Origin of the sequence: Paracoccus liaowanqingii (genome assembly GCF_004683865.2) — a bacterium.
Lineage (GTDB): Bacteria > Pseudomonadota > Alphaproteobacteria > Rhodobacterales > Rhodobacteraceae > Paracoccus > Paracoccus liaowanqingii.
On the sequence record NZ_CP038439.1, the window covers coordinates 513,305 to 527,417 of the forward strand.

The 14,113-nt window shown below is 70.3% G+C and carries 14 protein-coding genes; 10 read left to right on the forward strand and 4 right to left on the reverse strand.

What is annotated here, in order from left to right:
* Positions 1–66: 66 nt before the first annotated feature.
* Entirely contained in the window at positions 67–1,548 is a 1,482-nt protein-coding gene (locus E4191_RS02450; protein WP_135312001.1) for a phospholipase D-like domain-containing protein, read from the forward strand.
* A 10-nt stretch (positions 1,549–1,558) separates the two neighbouring features.
* Here the strand turns inward: E4191_RS02450 and E4191_RS02455 are convergent, their stop codons facing one another.
* Positions 1,559–2,260 (reverse strand): helix-turn-helix transcriptional regulator, encoded by a 702-nt coding sequence (locus tag E4191_RS02455; RefSeq protein WP_135312002.1) that lies wholly within the window; start codon positions 2,258–2,260, stop codon positions 1,559–1,561.
* Between the two features lie 323 nt (positions 2,261–2,583).
* On the opposite strand from E4191_RS02455, the gene E4191_RS02460 reads away from it, so the two are divergent.
* Together E4191_RS02460 and E4191_RS02465 are read left to right on the forward strand one after the other, a co-directional pair.
* On the forward strand, positions 2,584–3,642 hold the full coding sequence (locus E4191_RS02460; RefSeq protein WP_135312003.1) for an aldo/keto reductase: 1,059 nt from the start codon (positions 2,584–2,586) through the stop codon (positions 3,640–3,642).
* Between the two features lie 90 nt (positions 3,643–3,732).
* Entirely contained in the window at positions 3,733–4,677 is a 945-nt protein-coding gene (locus E4191_RS02465; RefSeq protein WP_135312004.1) for a DnaJ C-terminal domain-containing protein, read from the forward strand.
* Here E4191_RS02465 and E4191_RS02470 read toward each other — a convergent pair.
* From E4191_RS02470 to ccmI, 3 genes are all read right to left on the reverse strand, one after another.
* The gene (locus tag E4191_RS02470; RefSeq protein WP_135312005.1) at positions 4,641–4,829 is read right to left on the reverse strand and encodes a DUF1289 domain-containing protein; all 189 of its coding nucleotides are present in this window, start codon (positions 4,827–4,829) and stop codon (positions 4,641–4,643) included. The genes E4191_RS02465 and E4191_RS02470 overlap by 37 nt on opposite strands.
* 115 nt (positions 4,830–4,944) lie before the next feature.
* Positions 4,945–5,406 carry a Holliday junction resolvase RuvX gene (gene ruvX / locus E4191_RS02475; RefSeq protein ID WP_407947057.1) on the reverse strand — a complete coding sequence of 154 codons (462 nt, stop codon included), beginning with the start codon at positions 5,404–5,406 and terminating at the stop codon, positions 4,945–4,947.
* A gap of 11 nt (positions 5,407–5,417) precedes the next feature.
* The gene (gene ccmI, locus E4191_RS02480) at positions 5,418–6,686 is read right to left on the reverse strand and encodes a c-type cytochrome biogenesis protein CcmI (protein ID WP_135312007.1); all 1,269 of its coding nucleotides are present in this window, start codon (positions 6,684–6,686) and stop codon (positions 5,418–5,420) included.
* Between the two features lie 182 nt (positions 6,687–6,868).
* Here ccmI and E4191_RS02485 point away from each other — a divergent pair, with 182 nt between their 5' ends.
* From E4191_RS02485 to E4191_RS02515, 7 genes are all read left to right on the forward strand, one after another.
* Positions 6,869–8,134, forward strand: coding sequence for a sarcosine oxidase subunit beta family protein (locus E4191_RS02485; RefSeq protein ID WP_135312008.1), 1,266 nt, complete (start codon positions 6,869–6,871; stop codon positions 8,132–8,134).
* Positions 8,135–8,225: 91 nt separating this feature from the next.
* Positions 8,226–8,480 carry a hypothetical protein gene (locus E4191_RS02490; RefSeq protein ID WP_135312009.1) on the forward strand — a complete coding sequence of 85 codons (255 nt, stop codon included), beginning with the start codon at positions 8,226–8,228 and terminating at the stop codon, positions 8,478–8,480.
* A gap of 189 nt (positions 8,481–8,669) precedes the next feature.
* Complete coding sequence (locus E4191_RS02495; protein ID WP_135312010.1) at positions 8,670–9,002, forward strand: sarcosine oxidase subunit delta; 333 nt, start codon at positions 8,670–8,672, stop codon at positions 9,000–9,002.
* A gap of 1 nt (position 9,003) precedes the next feature.
* Positions 9,004–11,934: a sarcosine oxidase subunit alpha family protein gene (locus tag E4191_RS02500; RefSeq protein WP_135312011.1), complete on the forward strand. Its 2,931-nt coding sequence runs from the start codon at positions 9,004–9,006 to the stop codon at positions 11,932–11,934.
* On the forward strand, positions 11,927–12,460 hold the full coding sequence (locus E4191_RS02505) for a sarcosine oxidase subunit gamma (RefSeq protein ID WP_228461487.1): 534 nt from the start codon (positions 11,927–11,929) through the stop codon (positions 12,458–12,460). The genes E4191_RS02500 and E4191_RS02505 overlap by 8 nt, the downstream gene beginning before the upstream one ends.
* Before the next feature lie 203 nt (positions 12,461–12,663).
* On the forward strand, positions 12,664–13,263 hold the full coding sequence (locus tag E4191_RS02510) for a superoxide dismutase (RefSeq protein WP_135312012.1): 600 nt from the start codon (positions 12,664–12,666) through the stop codon (positions 13,261–13,263).
* 139 nt (positions 13,264–13,402) lie between these two features.
* The gene (locus E4191_RS02515) at positions 13,403–14,110 is read left to right on the forward strand and encodes a tetratricopeptide repeat protein (RefSeq protein WP_135312013.1); all 708 of its coding nucleotides are present in this window, start codon (positions 13,403–13,405) and stop codon (positions 14,108–14,110) included.
* The last annotated feature ends 3 nt before the right edge of the window (positions 14,111–14,113 follow it).

Sequence of the window (14,113 nt, forward strand, 5' to 3'; positions counted from 1 at the left end):
GCAGGCCCCGTATTTCAAGCGATGGCAACAGGATAGACGCGACGGATGGATGCTTCGAGTGACCGGATGACCCGACCGGGATGGAACTGCTGGCGGGTCGAGCAGACGTCCCGCTTCACCGTGATCGCGGATGCCGACGAATATTTCCGTGCCGTGCGGCAGGCCATGGCGCAGGCGCGCCATTCCATCCTGATGATCGGATGGGACTTCGATGCCCGCATCCATCTGGGCGACGCCTCGGACGATGGCGGCCCGGCGGCCTTGGGCGACTTCGTCATGTGGCTGGCGCGGCGGCGGCCCTCGCTGCACGTGCGGCTGCTGCGGTGGGACACCGGCGCGCTCAAGTCGATCTTCCGCGGCTCGACCCTGATGACCATCCTGCGCTGGAAGATGCATCCGCGCATCACGCTGCGGCTGGACGGCAAGCACCCCTTCGCCAGCTCGCACCACCAGAAGATCGTGGTGATCGACGACTGCCTGGCCTTCTGCGGCGGCATCGACATGACCGAGGGGCGGTGGGACACGCGCGACCATCTGGACGACGATCCGCGCCGCGTCAGCCCGCGCGGCAAGCCGATGAAGGCCTGGCACGACGCGACCAGCGCCTTCGACGGGCCCGCCGCCCGCGCGCTTGGCGATCTGGCGCGCGACCGCTGGCGCATCGCCTCGGGCGAGGAGCTGCCCTCGGTCCCCGACGTGCAGGGCTGCTGGCCCGACATCCTGACGCCGATGTTCCGCGACGTGCCCCTGGCCATCTCGCGCACCCGGCCCGAGATCGCGGACGTGACGCCCAGCTTCGAGATCGAGCAGATGTATCTGGACCTGATCGCCCGGGCGCAGAAGGTCATCTATGCCGAAAGCCAGTACTTCGCCTCGCGCAAGATCGCCCAGGCCATCGCCCGGCGGCTGATCGAGGAGGACCCGCCCGAAATCGTCATCATCAACCCCATCAGCGCCGAGGGCTGGCTGGAGCCGATGGCGATGGACACCGCCCGCGCCCGCCTGGTCGAGGCGCTGCAGCGGCTGGATCATCGGGGGCGTTTCCGCATCTATCACCCGGTGACCGACAAGGGCGCCGAGATCTATGTCCATGCCAAGGTGATGATCGTCGACGACACCTATCTTCGGGTCGGATCGTCGAACTTCAACAACCGCTCGCTGCGACTGGATACGGAATGCGACGTGCTGCTGGCCGCCGAACGCCCCGGGGCCGAGGCGACGCGCCGCCGCATCCTGCAGCTGCGCGACGACCTGCTGGCCGAGCATCTGGCCCAGGACCACACCGCGGTGGCCCGTGCCATCGCGGCGCAGGACCACAGCCTGATCGCCACGATCGAGGCCGCACGCGGCACGCGGGGGCAGGGGCGCACGCTGATCCCCTACGAGATCCCGGAACTGTCCGGCTTCGAGACTTGGCTGGCCGACAACGAGATCCTGGACCCCGAGGGCCCCGACAAGATCTTCGAGCCCCTGGGCAAGCGCGGCCTGTTCCGCAACTGGCACTGGCCCCGTCATCGCCCGTGGCGGCGCAAGCGCGCCAAGACCTGAACGCGCAACCTCAGTCGCGGCTGTCCGCCGGTCCGGTGGGCAGCCCCTTGCTGAGCCCCGACAGGCTGACCCCGTTCAGCAGCCCCGCATCGATGGCCTTGCGCACGGCCTGCGGGTTGTCCTCGGCCCCCAGCACCTCGCGCGCCATGCGCAGGCGATAGCGCAGCGCGGTGCGCGAGATGCCAAGCGCCTCGCAGGCCTGGTCATAGGTCATGCCGCAGGCGATCGCCTCCAGCGCCGCGACCAGGATCGGGCGCAGGGCGGTGTCGCGGTCCAAGAGGTCGTGGGCCTTGCGCAGAAGGGCGGCCATGCGGGCGATCTCGGTCGCAGTGAAGTCGCGGTCGGGATGCGCGGCGCCGATATAGGACCGCGATTCCGCCGGTCCCCAGGCCAGCGCGGCGCCATAGACCAGCCCATGCGCCCGCGCCTGGCCCATCACGTCCAGCGGGTCGGGCATCTGGCGGATCAGCTCGTGCCACGCGATGCTGCCCTGGTTCATCACGCACCAGATCATCATCGGATCGCCGACCCCCAGATTGCGCTGCGTGTAGGTCTGGATCCATTGCGAGGGATAGGTCGACACCCGGCGCACCGGCCGGGAATAGCGGATGTGCAGCCCCAGGGTGAAGCCGCGCGGGGCCAGCCGCGCCAAGGCCTCTTCGATCTCTTCCAGATCCGCGGTCGCGGCCTGGCTCTGGGGAAGCGAGGTCATGTCTGTCTGCCTGTCGGGGTCCGGAAGGGTGCATAATGCGACGCCGGGCCCTGCGACAACAAGGTGTTGCGCCGGAACAGGGGGGCGTGGCCCCCGCGCAACATAGCCTTACGGGGCTATAGGAGAAAGGTCGGGGTCCGACTAGATAGGGGGCTGGCCCGAGAAGGGCCTTTTTGATTGGTTTCGGGCAGCATGACCCGCATTTTCATGGTGAAAAGGGGGCGTCCTTCGGGGCGCCCTCTTTTTCTGTACCGTCCGGTGGGGCTTGCGCCTGCCGGCCCGTCCGCTAGCTTGCGCGCAATTCAGGGCAAGGGGGCTATCGGATGGATCGTGTGACACTGGGCGGCAGCAAGGTCGAGGTCAGCCGCATCTGCCTGGGCACCATGACCTTCGGCAACCAGACCGACGAGACCGTGGCCCATGCGCAGATGGACGCCGCGCTGGAGGTCGGGATGACTTTCATGGACTGCGCCGAGATGTATCCCGTGAACCCCGTCCGGCGCGAGACCATCGGGGTGTCGGAGGAGATCATCGGCCGCTGGCTGGCCCGGACCGGCCATCGCGACCGGGTCGAGATCGCCACCAAGATCACCGGGCCCAGCCAGATGGTCCGCGACGGCGCCCCCTTCGACGGCGCGGCGGTGCGCGCGGGCATCGACGCCTCCTTGCGGCGGCTGCAGACGGACCGGATCGACCTGTACCAGCTGCACTGGCCGGTGCGCGGATCCTACGGCTTCCGGCAGAACTGGTCCTATGACCCCTCGGGACAGGACAAGGCGGCGACGCTGGACCACATGCAGGACGTCCTGGGCGCGATGACCGACGCGGTCGTGGCGGGCAAGTTGCGCGCCGTGGGCCTGTCCAACGAATCGGCCTGGGGCCTGGCGCGCTGGTGCGACGTGGCCGACCGCACGGGCGGGCCGCGCATGGCGGCGATCCAGAACGAATACTCGCCGCTCTACCGCCTCTACGACACCGACCTGGCCGAGACGGCGGTAAACGAGGACGTGACGCTGCTGTCCTATTCGCCGCTAGCCGCCGGACTGCTGACCGGCAAGTACGCAGGCGGCGCGCTGCCCGAGGGCAGCCGGGCGGCGGTCGACGTGGCCACGGGCGGGCAGGGCAACCTGGGCGGGCGCAAGACCGATCGCGGCATCGCGGCGGCCGAGGCCTATGGCGCGCTGGCCGCCGAACATGGCTGGGACGTGGTCCACATGGTCATCGCCTGGCAGCTGACGCGGCCCTTCAAGGTGGTGCCGATCATCGGCGCGACCACGATGGACCAGCTGCGGCACCTGATCGCCGGGCTGGGGCGCGACCTGCCCGACGAGCTGCGCCGCGGCATCGAGCGGCTGCACCGGGCCCATCCCCTGCCGTATTGAACAGGCCCGTCTAGGGGCCGGCCTATTGATCGGGGGCGTTCCGCCTTTATCTTTCCGATCAGACAGACAGAGACAGCAGAGGGGCCAGGCATGGCAGGCGACCCGTATTCCGCACTGGGCGTGCAACGTTCCGCCAGTGCCGAGGACATCAAGAAAGCCTATCGGCGCATCGTCAAGACCGATCACCCGGACCTGACGCAGGACCCGGCCGCCACCGCGCGCTTCAAGGCGGCGACGGCGGCCTACGATCTGCTGAAGGATCCCGACCAGCGTCGCCGCTTCGATGCCGGAGAGATCGATGACCAGGGCCAGGAACAGGGCACGCGCTGGCGCCAGCGCCAGCATGCCGGGGGCAACCCTTTCGGCGACGCGCCCGGCCATGGCGGCGATCCCGACCTGTCGGATGTCTTTGCCGACCTCTTCGGCCATCGCCCGGGCGGTCGCAGCGCGGGCGCGCGGACGACGGGCTTCGGGGGCTTCGGGGGTTTTGGCGGCTCGCGGACCGACCAGCGTGGCGACGACGTGCGGCTGCTGGTCGAGATCGACTTCCTGACCGCCGTGCGCGGCGGGCGCAGCCGCATCACCCTGCCCCAGGGAGGCACGCTGGACGTGGCCATCCCCAAGGGCATGCGCGACGGGCAGGTGATCCGCCTGCGCGGCAAGGGGGCGCCAGGCATCGGCCGGGGCGCGCCGGGCGATGCGCATCTGGAGGTGCGCGTCGCCGAGCATCCGCAATTCGCGCGCGAGGGCGACGACATCCTGCTAGTGCTGCCGATCTCGCTGGACGAGGCGGTGCTGGGCGGCAAGGTGACCGCGCCCACCATCGACGGGCCGGTGAACCTGACGATCCCGGTGGGCGCAACCTCGGGGCAGCGGCTGCGGCTGCGGGGGCGGGGCGTGAACGGCGGCGATCAGCATGTCGAGCTGCGCATCGCCATGCCGGCGCAGGTCGATGCCGAGCTGACCGCCTTCTTCGAGACCTGGCGGCGCCAGAACGCCTATGATCCGCGCAAGGGCATGTCCGACAGCGCCTGACGGGCGGGCAGCAGGTCGCGCATGATGGCGCGACGGGCCTCGGGGGGCATCGCGCCCCATGCGGCGATCTCGTCCAGGGTCCGCCAGCAGCCCAGACACAGGGCCCGGTCGGGATCGATCCGGCACAGCTTGATGCAGGGACTGTCGATCATCGCATGCCCCCGGTGGCCGACAAGGGCGCGGGACGGGCAGGGCCCGCCCCGGACGCTGCCGCTTGGCGCCACGCCGCGCGCAAGCACGCGGCCCCCATGTCCATCTGCGCGCCCATCAGGCCCGGTCCGCGATGTAGCGCAGCCGGTCCAGCGCACCCTGCAGGATGTAGCCCGCCGCCACTTGGTCGATGACCTCGGCGCGGCGCTTGCGCGAGGTGTCGCCCTCCAGCAGCGCGCGCTCGGCGGCGACGGTGGACAGGCGCTCGTCCCAATAGGCGATGGGCAAGTCGGTCAGCCGCGTCAGGTTGCGGGCGAAGGCGCGGGTGGCCTGGGCGCGCGGGCCTTCCGAGCCGTCCATGTTGCGCGGCAGGCCCAGGACCAGCCCGACCAGCGCACGGTCGGTGGCGACGGCCAGAAGGGCCTGCGCATCCAGCGTGAACTTGGCGCGGCGGATCACCGTGATGGGCGAGGCCACCTGTCGCATCCCGTCGCTGACGGCCACGCCGATGGTCTTGGTGCCCAGATCCAGGCCCGCCAGCGCGCCGTGGCGGGGCAGGGCGGTCGCAAAGTCGATCATGTCCTCGTGGATCACGGGGCGGTCCCCTCGCCGGATCCCGCGTCGACCCCCTCGCCAGCCCCCGGGCCTGGCGCCTCGATCACCGCCAGCGCCTCGGGCGCTTCGGCAAAGCGCTGCCGTGCCTCGTCCAGGATCGCATCGGCCTGCTCGTCGCGGCCCAGAAGGCGCAGCGATCCGATCAACTGCGCCCATTCCTCGGGGGCGCCGCCCTCGGTCGCCAGGCGGTCCTGCAGGCGACCGACCATGCCCTCGACCATCTCTTGGCGTTCCTCGGGGGTCATGTCCTCGGCCAGGGCCAGCGCCTCGGCATCGGGGCCGGGCAGGGCCGCGACGGGCGCGGGCGGTTCGTATTCGTCGTCACCGGCCAGCCAGGCCAGTTCGATGATCGCCGCGCGGATCGAGGGGATCCAGGGCGCGTTTTCCGGCCCCTCCTCCAGCAGGCGGCGCCAGACCGGGAAGGCCCGGTCGGGGCGGCCGTTCTGGATCAGCATCACGCCCTGCAGATAGCGCGCCTGCGGCTGGCTAGGATCCAGCGCGAGGGCGCGGGCCAGCAGGGCCTCGGCCTCGGGGGTGACCAGCCCGCCCGCCGCCTCGACCATCAGCGAGGCCAGCTGCATCAGCTGCCCCGCATCCGCCTGATCGCCCTGCAGCGCGACCAGCCGGGCCTGCGCGTCGCGCGCGGCGGCCAGGTTGCCGAGGCGCAGCTCGTGGGTGGCCAGAAGCTGTTGGCCCTGCAGGTCGTCGGGATTGCGGGCGACGGCGGCGCGCAGCTGGTCGACCATCGCCAGATAGTCGGGATCGGCCTCGGACAGGTCGGGCGCGGTGCGGGGCGTCGCCGCCGCCTCGGCCTCGGCCTGGGCGGGGCGGGCGCGATAGGCGGCATCGGCGGCGGCGAAGCGTTCGGCCAGCGGCATGTCGGGGGCGCCGGGCACCCCCTCGCGCAGATAGAGGGCGATCCCCCCGGCCAGCATGATGCCCAGCACCGCGGCCGCCCAGACCGTGCCGCCGCGCCCGGTGGCGGGGGCCGCCTGCGACAGGCGGCGGTCGGCCTCCAGCACCTTGCGGCCGATCTCGGTGCGCAGGCGCACGGCGTCCTCGGGCTGGATCACGCCGCGCTCCAGGTCGCGCTCGACCTCGGTCAGCTGGTCGCGATAGACCCGCAGGTCGTAGGCGGCGGCGGGTTCGGATCCCGATCCCAGGCCGCCCTTGGCCCGCCGGATCGGCGCCAGGATGGCCGAGGTGACAAGTGCGGTGATCGCCGCGGCAACAATCCAGAACATGGGCTTCCTCCGTTGCAGCCGGTCCTAGCGCGATTGGCCCGCGACCGAAAGCGCGCCGCGCGCGAAATTGAACCCGCAGTCCGAATGTCGCATGTCGCATTTGGCCGTGATCTGCCGCAAGCCGCCTTGAGACGATGGCCCGGCACGGCCATGGTGCCCCAAACCTCAACCCCGGAGACCCCATGCCCGCCGCCCCTCGTTCCGGCCGCTATTCCGTCTTTGCCATCGCCCGCGAGGCGCTGCGCCAGCACACCGGCTGGACCCGGGCCTGGGCCGATCCGGCGCCCCGCGACCGCTACAAGGTGATCGTGGTGGGCGCGGGCGGGCACGGCCTGGCCACGGCCTATTACCTGGGCAGGAACTTCGGCATCACTGATGTCGCGGTGATCGAGAAGGGCTGGCTGGGCGGCGGCAACACGGGGCGCAACACGACCATCATCCGGTCGAACTATCTGCAGGACCCCTCGGCCGCGATCTACGAGAAGTCGCGCAGCCTCTATGAAACGTTGTCGCAGGACCTGAACTACAACATCATGTTCAGCCCGCGCGGGCTGATCATGCTGGCCCAGACCGAGCACGAGATCCGGGGCTACCGCCGCACCGTCCATGCCAACACCCTGCAGGGCGTCCAGACCGAATGGCTGGACCCGCAGCAGCTGAAGGCCAAGGTGCCGATCATCAATCTGGACGGGCCGCGCTATCCGGTGCTGGGCGGCCTTTATCAGGCGCGGGGCGGCACCGCGCGCCATGATGCGGTGGCCTGGGGCTATGCGCGGGCCTGCAGCGACATGGGCATGCACATCATCCAGAACTGCGAGGTGACGGGGGTCCGCACCGAGGGCGGGCAGGTGCGCGGCGTCACGACCAGCAAGGGCGAGATCGGCTGCGACAAGCTGGCCATCGTGGTTGCGGGCCATTCCAGCCAGCTGGCCGAGATGGCGGGCTTCCGCCTGCCCATCGAAAGCGTCGCCCTGCAGGCGCTGGTCAGCGAGCCGATCAAGCCCTGCATGGATGTCGTCGTGATGGCCAACACCGTCCATGGCTATCTGTCGCAATCCGACAAGGGCGAGATGGTGATCGGCGGCGGCACCGACGGGTTCAACAACTTCACCCAACGCGGGTCCTGGCAGCATGTCGAGGAGACCGTCCGCGCCCTGATCGAGACCTTCCCGATGCTGTCGCGGCTGAAGATGCTGCGCCAATGGGGCGGCATCGTGGACATGACCGGCGACCGGTCTCCGATCCTGTCGACGACCCCGGTGGGCGGCATCTTCGTCAATTGCGGATGGGGCACGGGCGGCTTCAAGGCCATTCCCGGCTCGGGATGGGCCATGGCCGAGCTGGTCGCCAAGGGGACACCCGGTCCGCTGGCCGAGGGGTTCGGCCTGAACCGCTTCCGCGAGGGGCGGTTCATCGACGAATCGGTTGCCGCCGGCGTAGCGCATTAGGCGGGGGGATGCCGATGGCGCCGAGTATGGGAACCGCGAACTTCGCCCGGGGATTGTATGGTCATGACTGTTCAGTCCGAAAGGGACCATCATGGCTGACCGCAACAACAACGGCCTCTATTTCATCGTCGGCGGCATCGTCGTCGTCGTGGCGCTGCTGTTCTTCTTCATGTCCGGCAGCGAAACCGGCGTGGCCACGACCGACCCGGTCGCGGGCGGCGACACCAACGTCACCGTCGAGACGCCCGCAGCCGACCCCGCCACCGGCACGTCGCCCGTCACGGTCGAGACCGACAGCCCCCCGGCCGTCGAATCGCCCGCCGAGCCCGCAGCCCCGGCCAACTGAGGCCCGCCTCCGCGACCGCGCGGCGCCCGCCGTTTTCGGTCCGGACATATCCACGGGGGTCCGGGGGCAATCGGCCCCCGGCCTTTCTCCAGACCCGATCCCACGCGCCGCCGGCCCCCGCCGTTGCGGCGCGTTCCCATGTCCGCCCCCGCGGTCCGCGGCCCGCCCCACCCCTTGCAAGGACGCCCCATGCTGATCCTGACCTGTCCCTGCTGCGGCATCGCCGCCGAGGAAACCGAGCTGCATCCCGGCGGCGAGGCGCATCTGGCCCGCATCGGCCCCGAGGGCGACGACGCGGCCTTCGAATCCTACCTCTTCGCGCGCAAGAACGTGAAGGGCGTGCATTTCGAACGCTGGCGCCATGCCTATGGCTGCGGAAAGTGGTTTCTGGCCGCGCGCTGCACCGCGACGCTGCAGGTCTTCGGCACCTACAGCGCGCAGACGACGCAGCCGCCCGCGGACATCATCGATGCCATCCGTGCCGCCCGCCCCGACTGGACCCCCGACTGGACGACTCCGTAAGATGACCCACACGCCCCCCTTCCGCCTGTCCACGCAGGGCCGCCGCATCGACCGCGCCTATCCCCGGGCCTTCCGCTTCGACGGGCGGCATCTGCGCGGGGTGCAGGGCGACAGCCTCGCCTCGGCGCTTCTGGCCAATGGCCAGATGCTGATGGGCCGGTCCTTCAAGTATCACCGCCCGCGCGGCCCCCTCGCCTCGGGCGCGGAAGAGCCCAACGCCCTCTTCGGGCTGGGCCAGGGCGGCCGGTTCGAGCCGAACCAGCGCGCCACCACCACCGCGCTGGTGCCCGGCATGATCCTGCGCAGCCAGAACTGCTGGCCGTCCCTGGACAGCGATATCGGCGCGATCAACGGCGCCCTGTCGCCGGTGCTGCCGGCGGGCTTCTACTACAAGACCTTCATCCACCCGCGCCCCTTCTGGAAGCACCTGTTCGAGCCGATCATCCGTCGCAGCGCGGGCCTGGGCGCGGCGCCCACCGATCCCGATCCGGACCGCTATGAACAGGCCTACGGCTTTGCCGACACGGTCGTGGTCGGCGGCGGCATTGCCGGCCTGACGGCGGCGCGCGAGGCGGCCGAGGCGGGCGGGACCGTGCTGGTCCTGGAACAGGACAGCCACTGGGGCGGACGCACCCCCACCGACCATCCCGGGGGACAGGCCGCCATCGACGCCCTGCTGGCCGACCTGCGGGCCCGCGACACCGTCACCCTGCGCCGCGCCACCATGGCAACGGGACTTTACGACCACGGCTATCTGATCGCCCGCGAGGCGCTGGCCGACCACGACCCCAATCAGGGCCTGCCGCGCCAGCGCTTGTGGCGCATCCGCGCGGGCCGGGTGATCGCGGCCACCGGCGCGCTGGAACGGCCCCTGTCCTTCGCCTGCAACGACGTGCCGGGCGTCATGCTGGCCAGCGCCGTGCGCGACTTCATCTCGGATTATGGCGTGGCGCCGGGCCGGCGCATCGTGGTGGTCACCACCAATGACGACGCCTACCGCACCGCGCTGGCGGCGCGGGCCGCAGGGCTGGACGTGCCCGCCATCGTCGACGCCCGCCCGGTGGCCGACGGCGCCCTGCCGCAGGCCGCGCGCGCGGCGGGCATCACCGTCCTGACCGGCACCGGCATCGCCAAGGTCACGGGCGGCAAGCATGTCGAGGCCGTCATCCTCTGCGACCAGTCGGGCGAGGGGCGTCCGATCCAGACCATCGCCTGCGACGTGGTCGCCATGTCAGGGGGCTGGTCGCCGGTCGTGCATCTCTACAGCCATTGCGGCGGCAAGCTGCTCTGGGACGAGGCGCAGGCCATGTTCCGCCCCGATCCCGACCGCCCGCCCTTGGGCGCGGACGGCAAGGGCAACGTGACCGCCACGGGCGCCGCCAACGGCGATCTGCGCTGCGCCGGCGATCTGGAACGGCCCGAGGGCGCGACGCTGCCCGTCTGGGTCATGCCCGCCCGCGCCCCCTACAAGCTGCGCGCCAAGATGTGGCTGGATTTCCAGAACGACGTGAAGGTCACCGATGTCGAACTGGCCGCGCGCGAGGGCTATGCCTCGGTCGAACACACCAAGCGCTACACGACATTGGGCATGGCGACGGATCAGGGCAAGCTCAGCAACATCAACGGGCTGGCGGTGCTGTCCAAGGCGCTGAACCAGCCGATCCAGGCCACCGGCACCACCACCTTCCGCCCGCCCTACACGCCGCTGACCCTGGCCACCATCGCGGCCGAGGCCAAGGGCGACGCCTTCCAGCCCCTGCGCAAGACCCCGATGCATGGCTGGCACCTGGCCCAGGGCGCCAGCTTCGAGCCGGTCGGCCTCTGGCGCCGCCCCTATGCCTATCCGCGCGCGGGCGAGGACCGCCACGCCGCCGTCACCCGAGAGATCCTGGCCGTGCGCGGCGGCGTCGGCACGCTGGACGCCTCGACCTTGGGCAAGATCCTGGTCAAGGGGCCGGATGCGGGGCGGTTCCTCGACATGCTCTATACCAACATGATGTCCACGCTGCCGGTGGGCAAATGCCGCTATGGCCTGATGTGCAGCGAGAACGGCTTCCTGATGGATGACGGGGTGGTGGCGCGGCTGTCTGACAACAGCTGGCTCTGCCACACCACCACCGGGGGCGCCGACCGCATTCACGGGCACATGGAAGACTGGCTGCAATGCGAATGGGGCGATTGGAAGGTCTGGACCGCCAACCTGACCGAACAGTATGCCCAGATCGCCGTGGCCGGCCCCAAGGCCCGCGCCGCGCTGGAGCGCCTGCCCGGCACGATCGACCTGTCGGCCGCGGCGCTGCCCTTCATGGCCTGGGCCGAGGGCGAGATCGCCGGCATCCCCGCCCGCGTCTTCCGCATCAGCTTCTCGGGCGAGCTCAGCTTCGAGGTCGCCGTTCCCGCCAGCCGCGGGCTGGAGCTGTGGGACCGCCTGCATGCCGCGGGCCGGGACCTGGGCATCACCCCCTACGGGACCGAGGCGATGCATGTCATGCGCGCGGAAAAGGGCTTCATCATGATCGGGGACGAGACCGACGGCACCGTCATTCCGCAGGACCTGGGCCTCGCGTGGGCGATCTCGAAGAAGAAGGCCGACTATATCGGCAAGCGCGCGCAGGCCCGCAGCCACATGACCGATCCCGACCGCTGGAAGCTGGTGGGGCTGGAAAGCCTGTCGGGCAAGGTCCTGCCCGATGGTGCCTATGCGGTGGCGCCGGGCCGCAATCCCAACGGTCAGCGCCACACCCAGGGCCGCGTCACCTCCAGCTACCACTCGCCGACCTTGGACCGGCCCATCGCCATGGGGCTGGTGCGGCGCGGCCCCGACCGCAGGGGCGAGGTCCTGGACTTCCCCATGCCCTCGGGCGAGGTGATGCAGGCCCGGATCGTCGATCCGGTCTTCTACGACAGCGAAGGGAGCCGGGCGAATGGCTGACATGCAGGACCTCAGGCCCCTGGCCCTCGTCACCCCGGTGACGGGCCTTGCCATGATCACGATCCGCGCCGATCTGGCCCGCGCCGGCGAGGCCCTGGCCGAGGCGGCGGGGCTGGCCCTGCCGGACCCGACCGGCCTGACCAGCGACGGCAGCCGCATCCTGGGCTGGATGTCGCCGGACGAGCTGCTGCTGATCCTGCCCGCCCTTGATCGGGACGAGGCGCAGCACGCCCTGACCCAGGCATTGATGGGCGAACACGGGCTGGTCGTCGATGTCTCGGACGCCCGTGCGGTCTTCGACGTCATCGGTCCCCATGCGGCGGATGTGATCGCCAAGCTGGCCCCGGTGGACGCCGCCCGTTTGCCCGAGGGCCATCTGCGCCGCACGCGCCTGGCGCAGACCGCCGCCGCGATCTGGCGGATCCCGGGCGGCTTCCGCGTGGCGGGCTTCCGATCCACCGCCGACTATCTGCAGCTGATCCTGACCAATGCGGCCCTGCCGGGCAGCGGGCTCGCACCCCGCTGAGAACGGCCCTGCCTCCTGCATTGGTCCGCAAGTATCCTCGGGGGTGAATTGGCCGGCACGGCCAAGAGGGGGCGCGAGCGCCCCCTTGCCGCACCCGCCCGCACGGCCCCGGTCGGAACCCCGCCCGCCCCCTTGCGTTGACCCTGCGAATGCGCGACCGTGCGCGCCGAACGATCTTCCAACCCTTTCGAAAGGACCGCTAAATGGCCTTCACCCTTCCCGATCTTCCCTATTCCCACGACGCGCTGGAAGCTGGCGGCATGTCCCGCGAGACGCTGGAATTCCACCACGACAAGCACCACAACGCCTATGTCACCAAGCTGAACGAACTGGTCGCGGGCAGCGAATGGGACGGCAAGCCGCTCGAGGACATCGTCAAGGGCACCTATCAGAAGGGCGCCGTTGCCCAGAACGGCATCTTCAACAATGCCAGCCAGCACTGGAACCACGCCCAGTTCTGGGAGATGATGGGCCCGAACCCCGGCGCCATGCCTCCGGAACTGGAATCCGCGATCAAGGACAGCTTCGGTTCGGTCGAGGACTTCAAGAAGAAGTTCACCGAGACCGGCGTCGGCCAGTTCGGGTCGGGCTGGGTTTGGCTGGTCAAGACGCCCGAGGGCGGGCTGGAGATCACCAAGACCGAGAACGGCGTGAACCCGCTCTGCTTCGGCCAGACCGCGCTCTTGGGCTGCGACGTGTGGGAGCACAGCTACTACATCGACTTCCGCAACGCGCGTCCGAAGTATCTGGAGAACTTTCTGGACAAGCTGGTGAACTGGGACAACGTGGCCGCCCGCCTCTGATCCCCGCCAAACCTTGACGCCGGATCGGCCCGTCGCACCTGCGGCGGGCCTTTCGCATGGACCCGCGCCGGGATTGGCTTTTCCGCGCGCCCCGGTATAAGACCACGGGAACGCAGGACAGATCGGACGACAGGCGGCCATGGCCAACCAGAACGACAGTTTCATCGACGAGGTCACCGACGAATTGCGGCGCGACCGCCTCTACGGCGTCATGCGCCGCTATGGCTGGATCGTGATCCTGGCCATCCTGGCCATCGTGGGCGCGACCGCCTGGCGCGAATACAGCCGCGCGCAGGAGCGAGCCGAGGCGGAGGCCTGGGGCGACGCGGTCCTGGCCGCCGAGGAGGGCGCCGATCCGGCGGCCCTTCTGGCGATCGACCCGCAGGGCTCGGCCGGGCGCGAGGCGCTGGCAGGGCTTCTGGCCGCGGGCGTGCAGGCCGACGACCCCGCCGCCGCGGCAGAGGCGCTGCGCGCGGTCGGGGGCGACGCGCCCCAGGGCGCGCTGGCGGAGCTGGCGCAGCTGAAGCTGGTGATGCTGGACGGGCAGAACATGGACGCCTCGGTCCGCGACGAGATGCTGACGCGCCTCTCGCGCGCCGGGGCGCCGTTCGAGCTGCTGGCGCTGGAACAGAAGGCCGTCGCCCTGATCGGGGCCGGGCGGCCCGACGACGCGGTGACGCTGATCCGCCAGATCCAGGACAAGGACGGGGTGACCCAGGCCTTGCGCCTGCGCCTGTCCGAGATGATGATCGCCCTGGGCGTCGACCCCGAGCCCGCCGACCTGATGCCCGCCGACACCATGCCGGCCGACACGACAGCTGCCGGGACGACACCCGCCGCGAACTGACGC